Annotated in this window: 20 protein-coding genes and 1 riboswitch; of the genes, 5 read left to right on the plus strand and 15 right to left on the minus strand. The window is 66.5% G+C overall.

Annotated features, from left to right (window positions below; genetic code table 11):
• Nucleotides 1–9 precede the first annotated feature (9 nt).
• The gene (locus H9639_RS05230) at nucleotides 10–654 is read left to right on the plus strand and encodes a TetR/AcrR family transcriptional regulator (protein WP_191807080.1); all 645 of its coding nucleotides are present in this window, start codon (nucleotides 10–12) and stop codon (nucleotides 652–654) included.
• A 54-nt stretch (nucleotides 655–708) separates the two neighbouring features.
• Nucleotides 709–3,231: an MMPL family transporter gene (locus H9639_RS05235; protein WP_191807081.1), complete on the plus strand. Its 2,523-nt coding sequence runs from the start codon at nucleotides 709–711 to the stop codon at nucleotides 3,229–3,231.
• A 63-nt stretch (nucleotides 3,232–3,294) separates the two neighbouring features.
• Here the strand turns inward: H9639_RS05235 and H9639_RS05240 are convergent, their stop codons facing one another.
• Together H9639_RS05240 and H9639_RS05245 are read right to left on the minus strand one after the other, a co-directional pair.
• Complete coding sequence (locus H9639_RS05240; protein WP_318241983.1) at nucleotides 3,295–4,689, minus strand: FAD-binding oxidoreductase; 1,395 nt, start codon at nucleotides 4,687–4,689, stop codon at nucleotides 3,295–3,297.
• 36 nt (nucleotides 4,690–4,725) lie between these two features.
• On the minus strand, nucleotides 4,726–6,483 hold the full coding sequence (locus tag H9639_RS05245; RefSeq protein WP_318241984.1) for an L-lactate permease: 1,758 nt from the start codon (nucleotides 6,481–6,483) through the stop codon (nucleotides 4,726–4,728).
• A gap of 207 nt (nucleotides 6,484–6,690) precedes the next feature.
• Between H9639_RS05245 and H9639_RS05250 the strand changes: the two genes are divergently transcribed.
• Nucleotides 6,691–7,443, plus strand: a complete 753-nt coding sequence (locus tag H9639_RS05250) for an SDR family oxidoreductase (protein ID WP_191807082.1) — start codon at nucleotides 6,691–6,693, stop codon at nucleotides 7,441–7,443.
• A 45-nt stretch (nucleotides 7,444–7,488) separates the two neighbouring features.
• Here the strand turns inward: H9639_RS05250 and H9639_RS05255 are convergent, their stop codons facing one another.
• The 7 genes from H9639_RS05255 to gcvP form a co-directional block, all read right to left on the minus strand.
• A complete protein-coding gene (locus H9639_RS05255; RefSeq protein WP_191807083.1) occupies nucleotides 7,489–7,911 on the minus strand; it encodes a ChaB family protein in 423 nt (140 codons plus the stop codon).
• A 2-nt stretch (nucleotides 7,912–7,913) separates the two neighbouring features.
• Nucleotides 7,914–8,144 (minus strand): hypothetical protein, encoded by a 231-nt coding sequence (locus tag H9639_RS05260; protein ID WP_191807455.1) that lies wholly within the window; start codon nucleotides 8,142–8,144, stop codon nucleotides 7,914–7,916.
• Between the two features lie 90 nt (nucleotides 8,145–8,234).
• On the minus strand, nucleotides 8,235–9,644 hold the full coding sequence (locus H9639_RS05265; RefSeq protein WP_191807084.1) for an L-serine ammonia-lyase: 1,410 nt from the start codon (nucleotides 9,642–9,644) through the stop codon (nucleotides 8,235–8,237).
• A gap of 9 nt (nucleotides 9,645–9,653) precedes the next feature.
• A complete protein-coding gene (glyA, locus tag H9639_RS05270) occupies nucleotides 9,654–10,955 on the minus strand; it encodes a serine hydroxymethyltransferase (RefSeq protein ID WP_318241985.1) in 1,302 nt (433 codons plus the stop codon).
• A complete protein-coding gene (gene gcvH / locus H9639_RS05275; RefSeq protein WP_191807085.1) occupies nucleotides 10,952–11,329 on the minus strand; it encodes a glycine cleavage system protein GcvH in 378 nt (125 codons plus the stop codon). Before gcvH ends, glyA begins: the two co-directional genes overlap by 4 nt.
• A gap of 231 nt (nucleotides 11,330–11,560) precedes the next feature.
• Nucleotides 11,561–12,682 (minus strand): glycine cleavage system aminomethyltransferase GcvT, encoded by a 1,122-nt coding sequence (gcvT, locus tag H9639_RS05280; protein ID WP_191807086.1) that lies wholly within the window; start codon nucleotides 12,680–12,682, stop codon nucleotides 11,561–11,563.
• A 13-nt stretch (nucleotides 12,683–12,695) separates the two neighbouring features.
• Nucleotides 12,696–15,542 carry an aminomethyl-transferring glycine dehydrogenase gene (gcvP, locus tag H9639_RS05285; RefSeq protein WP_191807087.1) on the minus strand — a complete coding sequence of 949 codons (2,847 nt, stop codon included), beginning with the start codon at nucleotides 15,540–15,542 and terminating at the stop codon, nucleotides 12,696–12,698.
• A 149-nt stretch (nucleotides 15,543–15,691) separates the two neighbouring features.
• Nucleotides 15,692–15,798, minus strand: a riboswitch (glycine riboswitch).
• A gap of 267 nt (nucleotides 15,799–16,065) precedes the next feature.
• Between gcvP and cycA the strand changes: the two genes are divergently transcribed.
• On the plus strand, nucleotides 16,066–17,556 hold the full coding sequence (gene cycA / locus H9639_RS05290) for a D-serine/D-alanine/glycine transporter (protein WP_191807088.1): 1,491 nt from the start codon (nucleotides 16,066–16,068) through the stop codon (nucleotides 17,554–17,556).
• Here cycA and H9639_RS05295 read toward each other — a convergent pair.
• The 6 genes from H9639_RS05295 to H9639_RS05320 all read right to left on the minus strand — a co-directional run bounded on the left by H9639_RS05295 (nucleotide 17,543) and on the right by H9639_RS05320 (nucleotide 20,963).
• A complete protein-coding gene (locus tag H9639_RS05295; RefSeq protein WP_225219240.1) occupies nucleotides 17,543–18,421 on the minus strand; it encodes an MBL fold metallo-hydrolase in 879 nt (292 codons plus the stop codon). The genes cycA and H9639_RS05295 overlap by 14 nt on opposite strands.
• An 84-nt stretch (nucleotides 18,422–18,505) precedes the next feature.
• The gene (amaP, locus tag H9639_RS05300) at nucleotides 18,506–19,129 is read right to left on the minus strand and encodes an alkaline shock response membrane anchor protein AmaP (protein ID WP_191807089.1); all 624 of its coding nucleotides are present in this window, start codon (nucleotides 19,127–19,129) and stop codon (nucleotides 18,506–18,508) included.
• 33 nt (nucleotides 19,130–19,162) lie between these two features.
• Nucleotides 19,163–19,753 carry a DUF6286 domain-containing protein gene (locus H9639_RS17150; RefSeq protein ID WP_191807090.1) on the minus strand — a complete coding sequence of 197 codons (591 nt, stop codon included), beginning with the start codon at nucleotides 19,751–19,753 and terminating at the stop codon, nucleotides 19,163–19,165.
• Nucleotides 19,750–20,154, minus strand: coding sequence for an Asp23/Gls24 family envelope stress response protein (locus tag H9639_RS05310; RefSeq protein ID WP_225219241.1), 405 nt, complete (start codon nucleotides 20,152–20,154; stop codon nucleotides 19,750–19,752). Before H9639_RS05310 ends, H9639_RS17150 begins: the two co-directional genes overlap by 4 nt.
• On the minus strand, nucleotides 20,151–20,330 hold the full coding sequence (locus H9639_RS05315; protein WP_191745478.1) for a hypothetical protein: 180 nt from the start codon (nucleotides 20,328–20,330) through the stop codon (nucleotides 20,151–20,153). Before H9639_RS05315 ends, H9639_RS05310 begins: the two co-directional genes overlap by 4 nt.
• 54 nt (nucleotides 20,331–20,384) lie before the next feature.
• A complete protein-coding gene (locus tag H9639_RS05320; protein ID WP_225219242.1) occupies nucleotides 20,385–20,963 on the minus strand; it encodes an Asp23/Gls24 family envelope stress response protein in 579 nt (192 codons plus the stop codon).
• A gap of 197 nt (nucleotides 20,964–21,160) precedes the next feature.
• On the opposite strand from H9639_RS05320, the gene H9639_RS05325 reads away from it, so the two are divergent.
• Nucleotides 21,161–21,571 (plus strand): Asp23/Gls24 family envelope stress response protein, encoded by a 411-nt coding sequence (locus tag H9639_RS05325; RefSeq protein WP_191807092.1) that lies wholly within the window; start codon nucleotides 21,161–21,163, stop codon nucleotides 21,569–21,571.
• The last annotated feature ends 236 nt before the right edge of the window (nucleotides 21,572–21,807 follow it).

Here is a 21,807-nt window from a genome sequence, read left to right on the forward strand (position 1 = left end):
TGTAGTTATGTGCTTCCAGCCTGTTCCGTCCCGGACCGCCGGGCCGCTTTAAAGAGCCGCCACCGGCAGGCGATCATCGATGCCTGCGCGTCACTGCTCTCCGAACGGCGCGGCACTGACTTCTCCGTGGAGGAACTCGCGCAGCGCGCGGATGTTTCCCGCCGCACGGTGTTTAACCACTTCGCGTCCCTGGATGACGTCGTCACCGAGGTGGGAACCGGGATCGTGGGGGCTGTTCTCATCCTGCCCCCAGGCCCGGCCCCGGAAGGACGCTCACCCCTGGACGATCTGGTGGATCTGGTCAGCTCGGCTGAATTCATCGAGGCGGTCTCCTACCTGACGCAGGTCCTGGGCCGCGCGGACAGCCGGTCCTCATCCCAAAAAGCCATCCTGGCGTTCCGCTCCGTCACCATGGCGGGCAACCAGGTCATCACCGGGCTGCTGTCCCGCTACCCGGACGTGGACCCGCTGGAAATCGAACTCCTCGTCGGCACCTTCGCCGGCGGGGTGAGTGTCCTTTACGAACGCTGGAACGCCCAGACGGGAGCCGTGGACACGCCCGAATCCCGCGGCGCCTGGCTTGACCTGCTCCAACGGCTGGTCACCACCCTTCGCACGGGCCACGGCTCCGGCACGCCGCCCGGGGCATCCTGAGCCACCACCGCACACTGACCACCCCCTCCGCAGCAAACCACGCAAGGACCTCCAATGGCTGAATTTCTGTACCGCCTCGGACAGGCCGCCGCCCGGCGAGCACGCACCGTATTGGCAGTGTGGATCGCTGTGCTGGCTGTCGCCGGAATAGCGTTCGCACTGTTCGGCGGCACGCTCTCCTCCGCGATTTCCATACCCAACACCCCCACCACCCAGGTCACCGACCGCCTCCAGCAGGAACTTCCCGAGGCATCGGGTGGCACCGGTTCGATCGTGCTCCAGACGGAGAACGGCTCCGCATTCACGGCCGAGCAGCGCGAGGCCATCAGCGCGCTGGTCGAGGACGCCAAGGCCCTGGACGGCGTGGAAAACGCCGTCGACCCCTTCGCCACCGAGGCACAGCGCGAGGAACAGGCCCGGCAGGTCGCTGACGGCCAGGCGCAGCTGGACGCCGGACTGCAGCAGATAGAGGCTGCGCGGGCTGAGCTCGACGCCGGCCAGGAACAGCTGGACGCCGCCCGGGCACAGGTTGAAGCAGCCGGGATGCTCCCCATGGCCGCCCCGCAGCTGGATGCCCAGCAGGCCCAGCTCGACGCCGGACGGGCGGAGCTGGAGGCCCAGGCCGCCACGGCCGCAGAACAGGCACCGCAGCTGGAACAGGCCGCGGCACTGCTGAACATGGCCCAGGAAATCCGCATGGTCTCCGAGGACGGCAGCACGGCGGTCCTGACCGTGGTCTTCGAGGACACCCAGATGGAGATCCCCCAGGAAACCAAGGACGCCGTGGTTGCGGTGTTCGAAGACGCGGGGATCGACGGCGTCACCGCTGACTTCTCCACCGACATCACCCAGGGCATCCCCAGCATCGTCGGCGTCGGTGAGGTTGTCGGCCTGGTGATCGCGGCCATCGTCCTAGTGGTTATGCTCGGCACCCTGATCGGCGCCGGACTGCCGCTGGTGACCGCCCTGATCGGCGTAGGCATCGGGGCCCTCGGCGCCCTGGCGTTCTCCGGTGTCGTCGAAATGATTTCCGTGACCCCCGTGCTCGGCCTGATGCTTGGCCTGGCCGTGGGCATTGACTACACGCTGTTCATCGTCAACCGGCACCGCCGCCAGCTCAAGAACGGCTTCGACCTCGAAGAATCCATTGGCCTGGCCAACGGCACCTCCGGCAACGCCGTCGTCTTCGCCGGCGCCACCGTGCTGATCGCATTGCTGGCCCTGAACATCAGCGGCATCCCCTTCCTGGGCCTGATGGGCACCGTGGGCGCCGCCTGTATTGCGATCGCCGTGCTCATCGCAGTGACCCTGACTCCGGCACTGCTCAAGCTCGTTGGCATGCGCATCCTGAGCAAAAAGGAACGCGCGTCCATCTCCTCCGCAACTGAGGACGGCACACCCGCCGCCGCGGCTGCCCCGGTGAAGCCCATGTCCACGGTTAGCGCCCTGCTGACCGCCGTGGCGGCGATCGCTGCCCTGCTGTTCATCGCCGTCCCCGCGCTGGAACTGCGGACCGGGCTGCCGGACGGCTCCTCCGAACCGCATGACTCCACCCAGTACCGGGCGTACTCAACCCTGTCGGAGAAATTCGGTGAAGGCCAGAACGGCACGCTGCTGGTAGTCGCCGAGCTGCCGGACGAGCCCACCGAGGCTGAAGCCACGGCAGCTCAGGCCGAGATCGCCCAGATTCTCTTCGACCAGGACGGCGTCTCCGCCGTCGCGCCCGTCGGCTCCTCCGAAGACGGCAGCACCGTGGCCTTCCAAGTGGTTCCCACCGAGGGGCCCACCAGCGAGTCCACCGAGAACCTGGTGCACACCCTGCGGGACATGTCCCCGCTGAACGGTACCTACGAAATCGGTGTCGCCGGCTCCGCCAGCGGCAACATCGACATCTCGGACAAGCTCTCCGACGCCCTGCCGATCTACCTGGGCGTCGTCGTCGGGCTCTCCCTGCTGATCCTGATCCTGGTGTTCCGGTCCATCTACGTTCCGGTCATCGCCACACTCGGGTTCGTGCTCTCCTACTTCGCTGCCCTTGGCGGCGTGGTGGCGATCTACCAGTGGGGCTGGCTTGCCGGCGTCTTCAATGTGGAGTCCCCCGGCCCGATCCTGAATTTCCTGCCGACCATCCTGGTGGGCATCCTCTTCGGCCTGGCCATGGACTACATGCTGTTCATCGGTTCCGGCATGCGGGAGGCCTACGCCCACGGCGCGCCGTCGCGCGTCGCCGTCGTCCAGGGTGTGCGGGCCGGCCGGTCCGTGGTGACCGCCGCGGCCATCATCATGGTCTCGGTATTCGGCGGGTTCGTCTTCTCCCACAGCGCGATGATCCGGCCCATCGGCTTTGCCCTGGCGTTCGGCGTGCTCCTGGATGCGTTCGTTGTCCGGATGCTGCTGATCCCGGCGCTCATGCACCTGGCCGGAGACAAGGCCTGGTGGCTGCCGAAGTGGCTGGACAAGATCCTGCCGGATGTCGATGTCGAGGGCGCCTCGCTGGAACGCCGCCACCCGCATCTGCACGACGCCGGTGCGGAGCAGGACGCTGAGGGAACGGATCCCGTTCCGGCTAAGCGCTAGCTGTACTGAGACACCGACAGGTGCCGCTTCCCTGAGGGGAGGCGGCACCTGTCGGTTAAGCCCCTAGATCGCCTTGCCCGGGTTCAGGATGCCCAGCGGGTCAAGGGCGGCCCGGATGGTGTGCATAACCTCCAGGGAAACACCGCCGAGTTCCTCTTCGAGCCAGTCCCGCTTGAGCAGGCCAATGCCGTGTTCCCCGGTCAGGGTGCCGCCGAGGGACTTGGCCAGCCGGAACATCTCCCCCAGCGCCACCTTGGGCGGGCCTTCCGTGACCGAGTCCTCGGGATCCATCACGATCATCGGGTGCAGGTTCCCGTCCGAGGCGTGTGCGACGGTGAAAATCCGCACCCCCGTCCGAGCAGAGATTTCCTCCAGCCCGGAAACCACCTCCGCCAGGCGTCCGCGCGGAACCCCGATGTCTCCGATCGAGACCCGGCCCAGCTTCTCCAGCGACGGGATGGCCTCCCGCCGCGCCCTGACCAGGGCTGCCGCCTGCTCGTCGTCGACCGCCTTTTCGCAGGTGCCAAAGGGGGCGACGGCGTCCATCACCACATCCTGCTCCAGGAACGCACCGTGGCCATCGGTCTGCACCAGGAGGAACGAGGCGCCGCGGGACCGGTAATCCGTGCCCAGCGCAGCATCCACCGCTTCCAGGGTCTGCCCGTCCATCAGCTCCATCATGGAGGGCTGGATCCGGGACGCGACGACGGCGGACGCGGCCCGGGCCGCCTGCTCCACGTTCGGGAAGAACGCGGCCACCGTGGCGGTCTGCACGGGCAGCGGCCGCAGCCGCAGGGTCGCCTCCACCACGATGCCGAGGGTGCCTTCCGAGCCGATGATCAGTGCGTTGAGGTCGTACCCGCTGACCCCCTTGATGGTTTCCCGGCCGGTGCGCAGTTCGCGTCCATCGGCGAGAATGACGCGCAGTGCCAGCACCGCCTCACGGGTGACGCCGTACTTTGCGCAGCGCATTCCGCCGGCGTTGGTGGCGATGTTCCCACCAATCGAACAGATGGCGGTACTCGCCGGGTCCGGGGCATAAAACAACCCGTACTCCCCCGCAGCCGCATTCAGCTCCGCGTTCAGGACCCCGGGCTGGACCACGGCCAGCTGCTCCTCGGGGTCGATCCGCAGGATCGCGTTCATGCGGGACACGTCCAGCACCACTTCTCCGGCCCGGGCCGTGGAACCCGCGGCCAGCCCGGTTCCGGCGCCGCGGGGCACCACCGGAACCCGGTGCGCGGTGGCCAGCCGCAGGAGGTCAGCCACCTCCCCGGCGTCGTGCGCGTAGACAACTCCGTCCGGCAGGCTGGGCGGCTGGTAGCCTGACCGGTCCGTACCGGCCGCCACCCGGTCAGCGGTGTGTACGGAGGAATGCGCCGCTTCCGCCAGCAGCGCCGCCGCCGGGCCGGTCAACGCGGCGGCCCCGGTGCGGGAGGGCAGAGACTCGGTGCTCACACATTCTCCTTGCGGTAGTGCCTGCCTGGACGGATGCTACGGAACCATCCAGCCCAGAACGGACGTGGACTGCAGCCAAATGAGCAGGGTCATCAACACCAGAAGACCCAGGCTCCAGCCGATCAGCTTGCGCAGCAGCGTGCCTTCGACGCCGTTCAGGCCCACGGCGGCTGCCGCGATGGCCAGGTTCTGCAGCGACAGCATCTTGCCCAGGACGCCTGCCGAGGAGTTCGAGGCTGCCATCAGGGTCGGTGATAGTCCGGTCTCATTGGCCGCTGCCACCTGCAGCTGGCCGAAGAGCGAGTTGGAGGACGTGTCCGAGCCCGTCAGCGCCACACCAATCCAGCCCAGCAGCGGAGACAGCAGCGCGAAGAATCCGCCGGCGGAGGCAAGCGCTACGCCCAGCGTGGTGGTCTGACCGGACAGGTTCATCACGAAGGAGAGCGCAAGCACCGAACATACCGTCACGATGGTCCAGCGCAGCGTCTTGAGGGTTTCACCGTAGATACGTACACCGGTGCCCGGTTTGATGCGGTAGAGCAGCATGGTCAGGATGCCCGAGATCAGCAGCAGCGTGCCGGTCGACTTCAGGTGGTCGAACCGCAGGTTCTGCGCGCCCACCGGGTCACCGGCCGAGTTGACCACGTCCAGCCCCGGCCAGTGGAAGGTGACGCCGCCGATGCTGGTCAGCCAGGCCTTGATCGGCGGGATCTGCGCCAGGGAGAAAACCACGATGATGATCAGATAGGGCGCGATCGCGAGCCACACGCTGCGCCCCGGAGGCCTCCCGGTGCCCGGTTCCCCGCCGTCGTCGCTTCCTGCGCCTGCCCGGGAACCGGGAGCGCTCCCGCCGCCGGTCCGGGTCAGGGTGTCCGTCCCTTCGGTGGCCCCCAGATGGGCGCCCTCGCCGCGCACGCCCTCGGCCTCGTCGTTGACCGTTTCCCCGGTCATACCGATGAGTTCCTTGGGCTGCCAGACCCGAAGCATGGCCAGGACGGCGATCACCGTAGCCACCGCGGCCACAACGTCAGTCAGTTCGACCACAAAGTAGTTCGACGCCACAAACTGCGCCAGCCCAAAGACGAATCCGGCTACCAGCGCCACCGGCCAGGTCTGCCGGACGCCGCGCTTGCCGTCGACCAGGAACACCAGGATCAGCGGGACCACCAGAGCGATGAACGGTGTCTGCCGGCCGGCCATGGAGGAGAGCTCATGCAGCGGGATTCCGGTCACCCCGTTGAGCGCGATGATCGGGGCAGCCATCGCCCCGAACGCCACCGGCGCCGTGTTGGCCAGCAGCGCCACCATCGCCGCTTTCAGCGGTTTCATGCCCGCAGCCATCAGCATGGCGGCGGAGATCGCCACCGGAGCACCGAACCCGGCCAGGGATTCGAGCAGGGCACCGAAACAGAAGGCAATCAGGATGGACAGGATCCGCAGGTCATCGGAAATGGAGCGGATTGTCCGGCCCAGGACATCGAACCAGGGAGTGGCAACGGTCAGGTTATAGATCCAGAGCGCGTTGATGAGGATCCAAAGAATAGGAAAGACCGCGTAGAAGGCGCCCAGAGCCGTGGCTGAGAATGCCTGGTCCAAGGGCATTCCCCAGCCAAAGACACCCAGCAGAATGGACAGCACCAGGGCAATAATCCCGGCCTGATAGGCCTTGAGCCGGAAGACGCCGAGCATCACAAAAAGCAGGAAAAGCGGCAGCGCAGCCAGGATGGCTGAGAGCACCAGGGAACTGCCTACCGGATCAAGGACCTGTTCAAACTGCGCCGTCGGAATACCCACAAAAACTCCCTTGTTTTTGTTCGGCCGGATCGCTCCTGACCTGATCGGGACTTACGTTGGGTTGACCCTAGGCTTAGGCTCCCGGCGGGTCAACGCTTTCCCGCATCCTTTTGCCGGTGAACTTCAGAAACTCTTCCTTTGGGGCACTAATAGACCCGTTTCGCTATTGCGGGGAAGATCTCCCCGGCGCTGGGGCAGGATGTATTCATGAGTTCAAACAATTCCCGCACCGCTGTTATTACCGGAGCCGGCTCCGGCATTGGCCGGGCCACCGCCCGGGCGTTCCTCGCTGCCGGATGGCAGGTGGCCCTGGCCGGCCGGCGCGAAGAGGCGCTGGTTGAAACGGCCGACGGCGATCCGCGCGCCCTGGTGATCCCGGCCGACGTTACCCGGCCCGACGACGTCGAGCGGCTCTTCAGCGCCGCCGCCGAGGCCTTCGGCCGGGTGGATGTGCTCTTCAACAATGCGGGCAGCTTCGGACCGGCAGGAGCCGTGGACGAAATCACCCTGGCGGACTGGAACAACACGATTGCAGTAAATCTCACTGGGACGATGCTCTGCGCCGCAGCTGCGGTTCGGCAGATGAAGCGCCAGGATCCGCAGGGCGGGCGGATCATCAACAACGGCTCGATCTCGGCCATTGCTCCGCGCCCCTTGGCCGTTGCGTACACCGCGACCAAGCACGCGGTGACCGGCCTGACCAAGGCCATCGACCTGGATGGACGCGGCTACGGGATCAGCTGCGCGCAAATCGACATTGGTAATGCCGCCACCGGCCTGCTGGACGGCATCACCTCCGGCGGCGCACTGCAGCCCGACGGCAGCCGCCGGGTGGAACCGACGTTCCCGGTGGAAGATGCCGCACGGACAGTACTGTTTATGGCTGAACTGCCCGCGGCGGCAAACCCGGGCTCCGTGGTGCTCACCGCGGCCGGCATGCCCTTCCTCGGCCGGGGCTGACCTTTCCTGGGCCGGGATGAACGTTCCTCGGCCCGGGCTGAAGACCTATTTTTCGCGGGATTCCCGGGTTTTCTTCTCGTTGGCTTTCTGGATGGCGGTGACCAGCTCCTCCTTGGTCATACTGGAACGCCCGGAAATATCCAGCCGGGCAGCGACCTCGTAGAGGTGGTCCTTCGTAGCGTTGGCGTCCACCCCGCCGGCGGTCTGGGCACTGGATTTCCGGCCCTCCGCCGCCTTTTGATCCGATGGTCCGCTGGAGTCCTTAGCCTCCCAGTGGTCGCCGACCTTCTCATGCGTGCGCTTGAGCGAGGCGTAAGCGGTCTGCGCGGCCCGCTGCTCGTCGCCGTACTCGTCAAGCGCCGAATCGTAGGTCTTCGCAAACGTGTCCTGCGCTTTTTGGTCCGACCTCTGCAGGGTGGAAGGCAGCTCGTTTTTCCTGGCGGAACCACTCCCGGTGGTCTTCGGCATGCTTAGTCCTCCCCTTCCGCCTGGCCCACCCACTCTTCGGTTTCCGGGCGGTCCGGGGGCGGGGTGCCCATGGCGGCCTGAACTTCGGGGCTGTCGGTGTCATCGGCGAGCGGTTCGGGATTACGCCATTCCTGAGTGGTGTCCGGGGTGGCTCTGCGGGTGAGGTTCTGCGTTTCGTGCTTCAGTTCCTCGTCCATGCGGCGTCCGTGGGTGCTGTTTCCGCGTTCGGCCATGGTGCATTCCTTCCGGTCGGCAGGTTACTAAGCGTCCTTACGGTCTATCACCGTTCACCGGGGCGCTCAACCCGCCGCCGTCGGAGCGTGTCAGCACTCCACCACATTGACGGCGAGGCCGCCCATGGCTGTCTCCTTGTACTTGGAACTCATGTCCTTGCCGGTTTCCCGCATGGTCACAATCACTTCATCCAGTGAGACCCGGTGCTCGCCGTCGCCCCAGAGCGCCATCTTGGCGGCATTAACCGCCTTCCCGGCACCGATGGCATTGCGTTCAATGCACGGGACCTGCACCAGGCCGCCGATGGGATCACAGGTGAGCCCCAAATTGTGTTCCATGGCGATCTCTGCCGCGTTTTCCACCTGTTCCGGTGTCCCGCCGAGAATCTCAGCCAGCCCTGCCGCTGCCATGGACGACGCCGATCCCACCTCGCCCTGGCAGCCCACCTCCGCCCCCGAGATGGAGGCCTGCTCCTTGTAGAGGACCCCCACGGCGCCGGCGGCGAGCAGGAACCGGACCACGGCGTCGTCCTTCTCCTCCTGCGTGGCCGTGTCCATGCCGGGCGCGTAGTGGGTTGCATAGAACAGGACGGCGGGAATGATCCCGGCGGCGCCGTTGGTGGGCGCGGTGACCACCCGCCCGCCGGAAGCGTTTTCCTCATTGACGGCCAGGGCCACCAGATTGACCCATTCCTGCCAGAACCGCGGATCCCGGGTGGGGTCCTCCTGCCGCAGCCGGGTATGCCACTGCGGTGCCCGACGGCGGACGTTCAGCCCGCCGGGCAGCAGGCCGCTGCGGGAAATTGCGGAATTCTTGCAGTCTTCCATCACATCGCGGATATGCAGCAGACCGGACCGGACCTCCTCCTCCGAGCGGGAAACCAGCTCGTTGGCCAGCATGACCCCGCTGAGAGGCAGCCCGCTGGCGGTGCAGTGTTCCAGCAGTTCCGCGGCCGTCCGGAAGGGGTAGGGAAGCTGCTGCTTGGACGCGGCGAGCTCGCGGGCGGCGTCATCTTCTTCGCCGTCGCGCACAATGAACCCGCCGCCGACCGAGAAGTACGTGGCTTCGTGCAGCACTTCCCCGCCGGCGCCGGTGGCCGCGAAACGGATGCCGTTGGTATGCCGCGGCAGGACGGTCAGCGGGCGCAGTACGATGTCCTCGATACTGTACGGCAGCAGGACTCCGCCGCCGTACTGGCCGCCCAAGTTGATTTTGCCCGAGGACTCAATGGCGGCGAGCCGTTCCTCCACCTGCTCCGGCAGGATCTCCTCCGGAGCAAAACCCTCCAGCCCCAGCAGAACCGCGGGCATGGTGCCGTGCCCGCGGCCGGTCGCCGCGAGGGACCCGTACAGATCCACGCGGAGACCGGCCGTGAAGTCCAGGAGGCCGGCGGCGTCCAGTTCACGTGCGAAGGCAGCGGCGGCCCTCATCGGCCCCACGGTGTGGGAGCTGGAGGGACCGATTCCAACAGTGAACAGGTCGAAAACGCCGACAGCCATCAGGACTCCTTAGACGCGGGTTGGTGCTCCTGCAAGGTCGGCGACCTGCGGGTACAGCGGGTGTGCTGCCGCCAGGGCGTGGACGCGGTCCTTCAGCGCACTGAGGTCCGCATCCTCCCCGGCAATCAAGGCCAGGGCGATGATGTCCGCGACTTCACGGAACGCTGCCTCGCCGAAACCGCGGGTGGCCAGTGCCGGCGTGCCGATCCGCAGACCGGAAGTCACCATCGGCGGACGCGGATCGAACGGCACGGCATTGCGGTTCACCGTGATCTCGATCTGCGCCAGCCGGTCCTCGGCCTGCTGGCCGTTCAGTTCCGCATTGCGCAGATCCACCAGGACCAGGTGCACATCGGTGCCGCCGGAGACCACGGAGATACCCTTGGCCGCGACGTCGTCGGCAAGCAGCCGCTCGGCGAGGATCCGGGAACCGGCCAGGGTGCGTTCCTGGCGTTCCCGGAACTCGGGAGTGCCGGCGATCTTCAGTGCGGTCGCCTTGCCGGCGATCACGTGCTCCAGCGGCCCGCCCTGCTGACCCGGGAACACGGCGGAGTTGATCTTCTTGGCGATCTCCGGGTCATTGGAGAGGATGATGCCGCCGCGCGGACCGGCGAGGGTCTTGTGCGTGGTTGAGGTAACCACGTGGGCGTGCGGCACCGGGCTGGGATGCAGCCCCGCGGCCACCAGTCCGGCGAAGTGCGCCATGTCCACCATGAGGTAGGCGCCCACTTCGTCCGCGATACGGCGGAACGCTTCGAAATCCAGCTGCCGGGCGTACGCGGACCAACCGGCGACAATCAGCTTCGGCTTGTGCTCACGGGCCAGGCGCGCGACGTCATCCATGTCCACGGTGTGGGTGGCTTCGTCCACTCCGTAGGGAACGATGTTGTACAGCCGCCCGGAGAAGTTGATCTTCATGCCGTGCGTGAGGTGGCCGCCGTCGGCCAGGGAAAGCCCCAGCACAGTGTCACCCGGACGGATCAGCGCATGCATCACCGAAGCGTTGGCCTGGGCACCGGAGTGCGGCTGAACATTGGCGAAACCGGCTCCGAACAGGGACTTTGCCCGGTCGATGGCCAGCTGCTCAATGACGTCCACGTACTCGCAGCCGCCGTAGTAGCGGCGTCCCGGGTAGCCCTCGGCGTACTTGTTGGTCAACACCGAGCCCTGGGCTTCCATGATGGCCACCGCGGTGTGGTTCTCGGAGGCGATCATCTCCAGGCCGTCCTGCTGGCGGCGGCGCTCATTGTCAATCTGCTCGGCGACCTCGGGATCGATCTCCGCGAGGTGGGAGTTCAGGAAATCGGTCACAGCTCGCCGCCGTTCTTTTCTGCGTACTCGGCAGCGCTCAGCAGCTCACCCTCCTCCGTGACCTCAACGGTGAACAGCCAGCCGGCACCGTACGGGTCCTCGTTCAGGATGGCCGGGTTGTCCACGGCTTCCTGGTTGATCTCCACGATGGTGCCGGAAACCGGGGCGTAAAGGTCCGAGACGGACTTGGTGGATTCAACCTCGCCGCAGGTCTCGCCTGCAGTCACCGTGTCGCCGACAGCGGGAAGGTCAACGTAAACCACATCACCCAGCGCGTCAGCGGCGACGGCGGAAATGCCAACCTTGACCGGGCTGGAGGAGTCGACCCACTCGTGTTCGGCGGAGTAGCGGAGGCCTTCAATAACTTTGCTCATAATGTGTGCCTTTCAAATAGGTCTTGTGAACTAACTCAAAGTCTAGGTCGGGTGCGGAGGGTTGGTGCGCGGCGTACGGCAGGCGACGCGGCATTTCGCCGCCCCTTAGACACCTCGCTCGTTCCTCGCTCGGCGATGCGGGGCTACACGAAACACCGCACCGCCCGCGCTGGCTAGGCACCGACACACCGCCCGGCTTTGTGGACCCGTGGTTGGTGCCTCTTGTCAGTACTACTTTTCTCGCTGATAGAACGGAAGGTCGACCACTTCGAAAGATTCGGGTTTTCCGCGGAGGTCGACAGAGAGCTCAGTGCCGGGGGTGGAATGGGCGGCATCGACATAGGCGAGAGCGATCGGGAAGCCGAGGGTTGGGCTGGGCGCACCGGAGGTGACTTCACCAATGGGGTGGCCGTCCTTCAGGACCGGGTAGTGCGAGCGGGCCGAACGGCGGCCGGAACCCTTCAAGCCAACCAGCTTGCGGGCCGGAGTCTGCTGCTTCTTGGCTTCCAGGGCTGCGCGGCCTACAAAGTCGCCGTCCTTGGACAGGGCGACGACGCCGCCGAGGCCGGCTGCGTAGGGGTCCAGCTCCAGGCTGAGCTCGTTGCCGTAGAGCGGCATGCCGGCCTCGAGGCGGAGCGAGTCGCGGCAGGCCAGGCCCGCCGGAACCAGACCGCGGCTTTCACCTGCGGCGAGGAGTGCCTGCCACAGGGCGGGGGCGACGTCGTTGGGAACGTAGACCTCGAAGCCGTCCTCGCCGGTGTAGCCGGTGCGGGCCACGAGGAAGCTGCCCGTCACTTCACCGAAGTGCAGGGGAACCGCCGCGGCAGCGTAGTACTTCATGCCCGTGACCGTGTCCCGGTTTTCGGCGGGGACCAGGTCCAGCAGGATCGCCTGGGCAATGGGTCCTTGGATGGCCACCAGCGAGGTGGCTGCCGTTTCGTCCGCGACCGTGACGTCGAAGCCCTGGGCGCGGGCAGCGAGTTCTGAGGCGACGACGGCGGCGTTTCCGGCGTTGGGCACCACCAGGTACTCGTCGTCGGCCAGCCGGTAGCTGATCAGGTCGTCGATGATCCCGCCGTCGGCGTTCGTGATCAGCGAGTATTTGGCGCGCCCCACCGCCATGGCGGAGAGCTTGCCGGTGAGTGCGTAGTCCAGGAACGCCCCCGCCTGCGGGCCGGTGACCCGGACTTCCCCCATGTGGGAGAGGTCGAAGAGGCCGGCTGCCTTGCGGACAGCGTGGTGTTCAGCCAGTTCGGAACTGTACTTCAGCGGCATCTGCCAGCCGCCGAAGTCGGTGAAGGAGGCGCCGAGGCGCTTGTGCTCTTCGTATAGCGCGGTGTACTGCTCAGTCATAGCGGCGATCCCCTTAGTTTTCGAACTCTTCGATCGGCGGGCAGGAGCAGATCAGGTTGCGGTCCCCCGCGGCACCGTCGATGCGGCCCACCGGCGGGAAGTACTTGTCCGTCCGCAGGCTGCGGAGCGGGAAGGCAGCCTGTTCGCGCGGGTAGGAGCGGTCCCACTCATTCGCGGCCACCGCGGTGGCGGTGTGCGGGGCGTTGCGCAGCGGGCTGTCCTCGACCGCGAAGTCACCGGCGGCAACCTGGTCAATCTCGGCGCGGATGGCGATCATCGCGTCGATGAAGCGGTCAATCTCGCCCTGGTCCTCGGACTCGGTGGGCTCGACCATCAGGGTGCCGGCCACCGGGAAGGACAGCGTGGGTGCGTGGAAGCCGTAGTCCACCAGGCGCTTCGCGACGTCTTCGGCGGTGACGCCGGTCTTGGCGGTCAGGTCGCGCAGGTCAAGGATGCACTCGTGCGCCACCAGGCCGCCCTTGCCGGTGTAAAGCACCGGGAAGTAGTCGTTCAGGCGGGCGGCCACGTAGTTGGCGGCCAGCAGGGCGCTCTTGGTGGCAGAGGTCAGGCCCTCGCCGCCCATCAGCCGGACATAAGCCCAGGAGATCGGCAGCACGCCGGCCGAGCCGAAGCGGGAGGCTGAGATCGGAATGTCTTCGCCGCCGTCCCAGGCCGCCGCGTTGCCGGGCATAAACGGTGCCAGGTGCGCCTTGGCTGCCACGGGCCCGACGCCGGGTCCGCCGCCGCCGTGCGGGATGCAGAAGGTCTTGTGCAGGTTCAGGTGGGAGACGTCGCCGCCGAATTCGCCCGGCTGCGCCAGGCCCACCAGAGCGTTGAGGTTGGCGCCGTCGATGTAGACCTGGCCGCCGGCCTCGTGCACGGCCTCGCAGACGTCGCGGACGTCGTCGTCGTACACCCCGTGGGTGGAGGGGTAGGTGATCATGATCGCGGCGAGGTTCTCGCGGTGCGCGTCGATCTTGGCGCGCAGGTCAGCGTGGTCAATCGCGCCGTCGCCGGCGGTGCCAACAACGACGACCTTCATGCCGGCCAGCACCGCGGAGGCCGCGTTGGTGCCGTGGGCGGAGGCCGGGATCAGGCAGATGTTGCGCTGCTCGTCGCCGCGGGAGTGGTGGTAGCCGCGGATTGCCAGCAGGCCGGCCAGTTCGCCCTGGGAACCGGCGTTGGGCTGGATGGACACCTGGTCGTAACCGGTGATCGTGGCCAGCTGGGCCTCCAGATCCGCGATCAGTTCGCGCCAGCCCTCGGTCTGGGAATCCGGGGCGAACGGGTGGATGGAGGCGAACTCAGGCCACGTCATGGCCTGCATCTCAGCGGTGGCGTTGAGCTTCATGGTGCAGGAGCCCAGCGGGATCATGGTGCGGTCCAGGGCCAGGTCCCGGTCCGAGAGGCGGCGCAGGTAGCGCAGCATCTGGGTTTCGGAGCGGTAGGAGGAGAACACCGGGTGGGTCATGTACTCGGAGGTGCGCAGCAGTTCAGCCGGCAGCTCGAACCCGGCCGCGTCGGCGGAGGAAGCAGCCGGCGTTGCGCCAAAGGCGGCAGCGACGTCGGCAATCACGGCGTCGGTGGTGGTTTCGTCAGCGGAGACACCCACGGTGTCCGCGTCGACGAGGCGCAGGTTGATGCCCTTGGCCTCGGCGGCGGCCACCACTTCGGCGGCACGGCCGGGAACACGGGCGGTCACGGTGTCGAAGAAGGTGTCGGAAACCAGCTCGACGCCCGCCGCGGTGAGGGCCGTGGCCAGGGCACGGGCGTGGCCGTTGGCACGCAGCGCGATCGCCTTCAGCCCTTCGGGACCGTGATAGACGGCGTACATCGAGGCCACGATGGCCAGCAGGGCCTGCGCGGTGCAGATGTTGGACGTGGCCTTTTCGCGGCGGATGTGCTGCTCGCGGGTCTGAAGCGCCAGACGGTAGGCGGGGGTGCCGGCAGAGTCCTTGGAGACACCAACCAGGCGGCCGGGCAGCGAGCGCTCCAGGCCCTTGCGCACGGCCATGTACGCAGCGTGCGGTCCGCCGAAGAACAGCGGAACACCGAAGCGCTGCACGGAACCGACGGCGATGTCCGCGCCCTGCTCGCCGGGGGGCGTGAGCAGAGTCAGCGCCAAAAGGTCAGCTGCCACGGTCACCAGGGCACCGCGTTCCTTGGCTTCGGCGATGATCCCGGACTGGTCCCGGACAGCGCCGGAAACACCGGGCTGCTGCAGCACAACGCCGGTGATCTCGCCGTCGGGCAGGCCCGCCGAGAGGTCAGCGACCTCGACATCGAAGCCCAGGGCCCTGGCCCGGCCGCGGACGATCGCGATGGTCTGCGGCAGCGCATCTGAGTCGAGCACGATCTTGCCCTCGGACTTCGCCTTATTGGAGCGGCGCATCAGCAGCACGGCCTCGGCGACGGCGGTGGCTTCGTCCAGCAGGGACGCGTTGGCCACGGGCAGGGCGGTGAGGTCCTGGACCATGGTCTGGAAGTTCAGCAGGGCCTCGAGCCGGCCCTGGGAGATTTCAGGCTGGTACGGCGTGTAGGCGGTGTACCAGGCGGGGTCTTCCACCACATTGCGCAGGATCACCGGCGGGGTGTGGGTGTCGAAGTAGCCCTGGCCGATCATCTGCACGGCGGTCTTGTTCTTGCCGGCGATCCGGCGGAGCTCGGCCAGGGTCTCCTGTTCGCTGCGGGCCGCGTTCAGCACCAGCGGCGCGTCTTGGCGGATGGCCGCGGGAACGGCAGCGTCCACGAGGTTGTCGAGGGTGTCGTAGCCGACGGCCTTGAGCATGGCGTCGGTTTCTGTCGCGCGCGCACCGATGTGGCGGTCGACGAAGGCTGCGGTGGACGGTGCTGCTGTCATGTGGAGGCTCCAAAAGGCGGGCGAGGGTACGCCGATGAGACGATTGGTTCCTCCCCGCTCTGTATTGGACCTGAGAGATTCCGCGGGAGTTAGCCGCTTGCACCGTCGGTGAGGATCCGGAGTGATCCGGTCCTGCTTTCCAGAGTTGCCTCGCTGTGGCGGTACAGGGGCCTGAGAGATTCCCGGGGAGGGTTTGCTCCTACGGCGCCCGCGGCGTCGGTGGTTCGCTGCTGCAGGACTCTCCCGCCACGGCTGATAAAGGCATATTCAGTTGTTGCTGCGTTGTTGACTCTAGTCGGCTGCACCGGTGCCTTCAAGGTATGACGCAAGACCGTTGCCGAAACCGCCGCGCCCGCGTATAAGCCAGTCCGCCGAAAGTCTCAAATTGACATGTCCTCGGGCACTCCGGAGACTGAAATGATCGGCGGCGACGCCGCATCTCATGGTGCTCCATTGGTAATCCGGTGACGGCAGCGTGTCTTGGCGGCGGTGCCACGAATTGGTGCCTACGAGAAAGAACTCCATGTCAGGTAGCTCCACCCGCCCTTCCAGCACGGCGCAGTCCTCAGAGGTTTCACGTTCCAAGGACCCGGATCTCTCACGGTCGCTGTCCAGCCGCCATATTCAGCTCCTCGCAATCGGCGGAGCCATTGGCACCGGCCTCTTTATGGGGTCCGGCAAGACCATCTCCGTTGCCGGTCCCTCGGTCATCTTCGTCTACATGATCATCGGCTTCATGCTGTACTTCGTGATGCGGGCCATGGGCGAGCTGCTGCTTTCCAACCTGGAATACAAGTCCTTCAGCGATTTCGCCGCGGACCTGCTCGGCCCGTGGGCGGGGTTCTTCACCGGCTGGACCTACTGGTTCTGCTGGGTGGTCACCGGGATCGCGGACGTCGTGGCGATCGCCCACTACGTCACCTTCTGGTGGGCCGGTGCACCGCTCTGGATCCCGGCGCTGGCCTGCATCGTGCTCCTGGTCGCACTGAATCTCCCCACGGTGAAGGCCTTCGGTGAAACCGAATTCTGGTTCGCGCTGATCAAGATCGTGGCTATTCTGACGCTGATCGTGGTGGGCCTGGTCATGATCCTGACCGGGTTCTCCTCCGGCCCGGGCGAACAGGCCAGCTTCAGCAACCTCTGGGAAAGCGGCGGGTTCTTCCCCACCGGTCCCATGGGCTTTGTTGCCGGCTTCCAGATCGCTGTGTTTGCGTTCGTCGGCATTGAGCTGGTGGGCACCGCCGCCGCCGAAACCAAGGACCCGACCAAGAACCTGCCCAAGGCCATCAACTCCATTCCGCTGCGCATCATGCTCTTTTACGTAGGCGCACTGGTCATCCTCATGTCGGTGATCCCGTGGACGGACTTCACTGCAGACGAGAGCCCGTTCGTCGGGATGTTCACCCTCGCCGGGCTGGGCACCGCTGCCGCCGTCGTCAATTTTGTGGTGCTGACCTCCGCCGCGTCGTCGGCAAACTCGGGCATCTATTCCACCTCGCGCATGGTCTACGGCCTGGCGCGCGACGGCGACGCCCCCCACGCGTTCAGCCGGCTGTCCCGGCGCAAGGTTCCGCAGAACGCCCTGTTCTTCTCCTGCACGTTCCTGCTTGCCGGGGTTGTGCTGCTGTACGCGGGCGAATCGGTGAGCGCGGCCTTTACCCTGGTCACCACCATTTCGGCGCTCTGCTTTATGTTCGTCTGGACCATCATCCTGCTCAGCTACCTCGCCTACCGGCGCCGCCGGCCGCACCTGCACACCGAATCGAAGTTCAAGCTCCCCGGCGGCCGGGTCATGGTCTACGTGGTGCTGGCTTTCTTTGCGTTCATCGTGTGGGCGCTGACAACCCAGCCGGACACCCTGATGGCCCTGCTGGTTACACCGATCTGGTTTGCCCTGCTGGGCGGTGCCTACGCGCTGCTGCGCCGCACGCCGCTGCACCAGGCGCGGGTGGCCGAATACCAGGCGATGGCCGCCACGGAACGGGAAGCCGTTAAGGCCCTTAGCCGCGGGTGAACTTCAGGTACCGGGTAGCGGAGTCCTGGACTATCCGGTCCGCGGCCCGGGGCAGGATGAAGTCCCACCAGGCGCCGTAGAGCCGTTCGTAGGCCAGGGGCGCCAGCAGCTCCGCGGCTGCCTCGACAATGTCCGGGCGCTCCGGGATGAGGTTGGGGTAGCTGTACATAAAGGCCACGTGCGTGAAGTCGGGGATGACCTGGATGATGTCCCCGCTGAACAGGGCACCCAGCCCGTCGGGATCATCTTGCCAGTGCATAACCGTGCCGCCCGGGAAATGGACGCCCGGGCGGTACAGGACCAGGCCTGCGGCCAACTCCAGCCGGTCGCCGTCCCAGAACTGCAGCACCGGGTCGCTGCGGCCCACCCACTGCCGGTCCGCGGCGTGCAGGTACACCGGAACCTGGAACTCGCGGGCCCAGTCCACCATGGTGGAGTAATAGTGCGGGTGGCTGATCGCGATCGCTGACAGCCCGCCTTCGGCGTTGATGATGTCGATCAGCTCTTCATCCAGGTACGGCACACAATCCCAGAGCACGTTGCCGTCTGCGGCTTTGACCAGCAGTGCCCGCTGCCCGATCGCGAACTTGGGTTCGCACCCGATGCCCAGCACCCCGGGCCCCTGCGGGTGCACGCTGGCCCGGCGCGCTCCGGAGCGGAGCCGGGAGAGCGTGGTCCAGGCCTGGCCGGATAACGGCACATACTGCCGTTCGTCCTGGCACACCGGGCAGCTGGCCCGCGGTTCGGAGTACTGCATGCCGCAGGTCACGCAGATCGGATAGTCGTTCGCTGGAAGCGCTTCTCTGTAATGCTGCACCATCACCGTGGACCCGTTCATGAGCAGGTTTGCCGAAATGCCGGTCACGCTACCGGCTCGTTTCCGCTGCGAACACCTGACCGGGCCGAATCCGGGCACCTGCCTGAGTAACGATTTGGACTCGCCGTCCGCTCAGTAGACCACCGTTCCGGTCGATTCGACGGTGCTGCCGAGCTGGGCCGGTTTGCCGCTGACTTCCAGCTGGATACCCACAGAGTGCAGTGGGGCTTCCAGGGCAAGGCTCAGGTTGGGCAGGACCTCGGAGCGGATCCGACGCAGGGTCTCCTGGATATCTGCCCGCTCATTGACGGTTACCCGCAGGGCAAGGTCCGGCGCCGCGGCCGTGCCGCGCAGCAGCGCGGAGGAATTGACGACGCCGGGCATGCGGTTGGCGTCGTGCTCAACGGCGCCGGCCAGGACACCGGGATCACACCGGGTAATACCGCTGGCCGGATCTTCCTGCAGCCGGTAGCCGGAGGCTTCGCGCCGGCGGGGAATCTGGGCCAGGATCCACCACAGGCCCAAAATCCCAAGAATGAGCCCGCCTATCAGCACGGCCGGCGCCACCCAGTCCGGCGCCAGCAGGGTCTCGGGACTCTGCTCCAGCACCGGCGACTGGGCGCCGGGCAGCGTTCCGCCGGTGAACTGGTTCAGGAAGCCCGCGGAAACCAGCAGCGCGAAGACCCCCGCTGCCAGCAGCAGCACACCGATAATGACCAGCCACGTCCGGTTCATCGCCCCCGCATGGTGTCGCATGGCGCGTCCTTTCCGTTCCTGGCAGGTCCCGGGTCAATCCCGGGAGCGGATGTAAACCTTAACGCGGGGCGCCGGGTCCAGGCCGGAGGCAACCAGCCGTGACCGGACGCCGTCGCCGACCCAGCGGTGGAGATCCCGGGTGTCATGCAGGGCGGTGTTCACGGACACCCGCACCTCCTTGTCCGTTGCCGTCGCCGAGGCGGAGGAGACGCCGTCGATGTGTTCGCAGGTGGCAGCGGCAAGCTGCGCCACCGCACGGCGGGACATCACCACTGCCGCGTCCCCTTCCACCGCGTGCTCGGAATCCGGCTCCTGCGCAGCCGGCAGGCGCACACCGAGGTCGTGATACCGGCCGGGAACGATGCCGGCCAGCAGCAGGATCAGCCCGACGGCGGCCGTCACGGACCCGAGGACCCAGATCCCGGGTTCATCCCAGCTCACGCCCGCAAGCCAGGTGAGCGGAGCCTTAACCGGCTCCGGCCAGGATCCGGAGGTCAGGCGCACAAGAGCCACCCAGACCAGCACGACGCCCAGGGCAAGGAGTACCGCGGCACAGATGACCGCGGGAACCGAGCGGCTCGGACGCTGGCGCAGCGCCACGGGAGGCGCCCCCTGCCGGCTCACAGCAGCTGCCTTCGGCCGGAGCTGTGGGACCTCGGCCTCAGCCAGGCGATCGTGATGTCCACCTGCCTCACCTGCACCCCGGTCAGCTCCGTGACCCTCTCGGCGATGCGCTGGCGCAGCTGGTCCGTTGCCCGACGCAGCGGCAGCGGATACTCCAGTCCCACTGTCACCTTGAGGCTCGCGATGTTCCCGGCCAGTTCGACGTCGGCATCCGGACGGGCCGTGAAGTCCGCCCGTGAGCCGATACCGAGGAAACCGCCGGAGGTCCCGCCCGCCTGAGTCTCGTCCCGGGCTACCTGGCTGGCAATTTTTTCCAGCACTTTCTTGGACATGGACGTGCTGCCCCGGCTGCCCACATCACGGCGGGAACGGCCGGAAGCAGGCACCTCCGTGGTGGTCATCGGCTTGAGGCCCGGCCAAACAACCCGGCCATGTCGAGCTTGCCGTCAGCCGTCAGCCCCACCAGGAGTCCAATCAGCCCAAAGAGGATGGTCACCAAAAAGGCAAACCATCCGCCGAAGGCCAGCACGATCCCCAGAACCAGACCAACAGCCACGCACCATCTTGTTGCAGACATGGTGTTCTCCTTAGTTCCCTAGATTAGAACCGCCGCATACCGGGCGGATTCCCGTCACTCCAAACGGTTGGAGGGCGCCTTCTTGCCGGCGTCGTCCCCCTCGTCGCTGGACTCTCCGGGCAGGTGCACATCCGTGACGTTAACGTTCACTTCCAGAACTTCCAGTCCGGTTGCGTTCTCCACGGAGCGGATAACGTTCCGGCGGATGGCCTGGCTGACTTCCACGATGGAGAAGCCGTAGTCAACGATGATGCTCACGTCTATCGCGGCCTGCCGTTCACCCTTTTCCACAGTGACGCCGTTGCTGACGTTGGTCTGTGAACCGGGGATCCGGTCCGTGACGGCGCTGAAAGCCCGCCGGGCCGCGTTTCCCATCGCGTGGACGCCGGGAACTTCCCTGGTGGCCATGCCGGCCAGTTTCTGCACCACGGTTTCTTCGATCGTTGTATCTCCCCTGGGCGTGTGGAGTGGCCCCGAGCGGCGCTGCTGCTCCACCTCGTGATCGCTGCCGGCACGCTCGCCTGACACCGCTTCTGCGGCCGGGGCGGATGATGGTCCAGGGTTCCTGGCGGTTTCTGCCATGACACTCATCTCCTGCTCGATGCGGATCCGGGCCGAATGGCCTATCTCCATTAAGACGACCAAAAGCCCGTACCGTCACTCCCGCCGGGACTATTCGGGCTCTGGACACGGATATTCCTCTTCCGCGGAGCAGGTTCCGCTTCCACCGCGCCGGTGTCATATTTACAGAACCGGCAGCATCAGCCGCCGCTGCACCCGTCCTGCGGTGAAACACCGGACGCGGTGCCCGGGGATTGGAAGGTGGGACAGTGTCCGACAAACCCCTTCACGGCCAGCTGGTGGACAGCGCCCTGGTGGCAGGCATCGCCGCACGCGCGGCGAGGGAAACACCGGGAGTGCTGCGGCTGGCTACCGCCCGCAGCCACGTATTTGCCCGGCTCCGTTTGGGTGCCACCCAGTCCTGGCGCACGACGGCGGGATGGGCGGCCCGCCATTCCGGAGACCCTGATGCTCCCACTCTGCGGGACGGCGTCGTGGCCCAGATCCACGACGGCACGGCAACAATCGAGGTGGACCTGGCCACCGATGCTGCCTGGAACGCGCTGGACGTCGCTGCCGAAGTGCGGGAGCGGGTGGCCCAGGCCCTCCACGCCACGGGCATCACCACCGGTCCGGTGAATGTGACCGTGCTGGCGATTGAGCGTGCCCCTGGAGCGTAGCGCCGGGTTGGGAGTGGGTCGGGGTCCACTCCCCGTTCGTGGCGTGGGTCCCCTCCGGTTTGGGGGTTTCCGGCCGGTTTGTGGCATGGGTTCCCTCCGGTTTGGGAATTCCCGGCCGGTTTGTGGCGTGGTTTCCCTTCGGTTTGGGAATTTCCGGCCGGTTTGGGAATTCCCTCCGGCGCGCGGCGGCAGGGAAATCCCAAACAGGACGATTTCTCCCAAAACGGATGATTCTC

Origin of the sequence: Arthrobacter gallicola (genome assembly GCF_014836775.1) — a bacterium.
Lineage (GTDB): Bacteria > Actinomycetota > Actinomycetes > Actinomycetales > Micrococcaceae > Arthrobacter_B > Arthrobacter_B gallicola.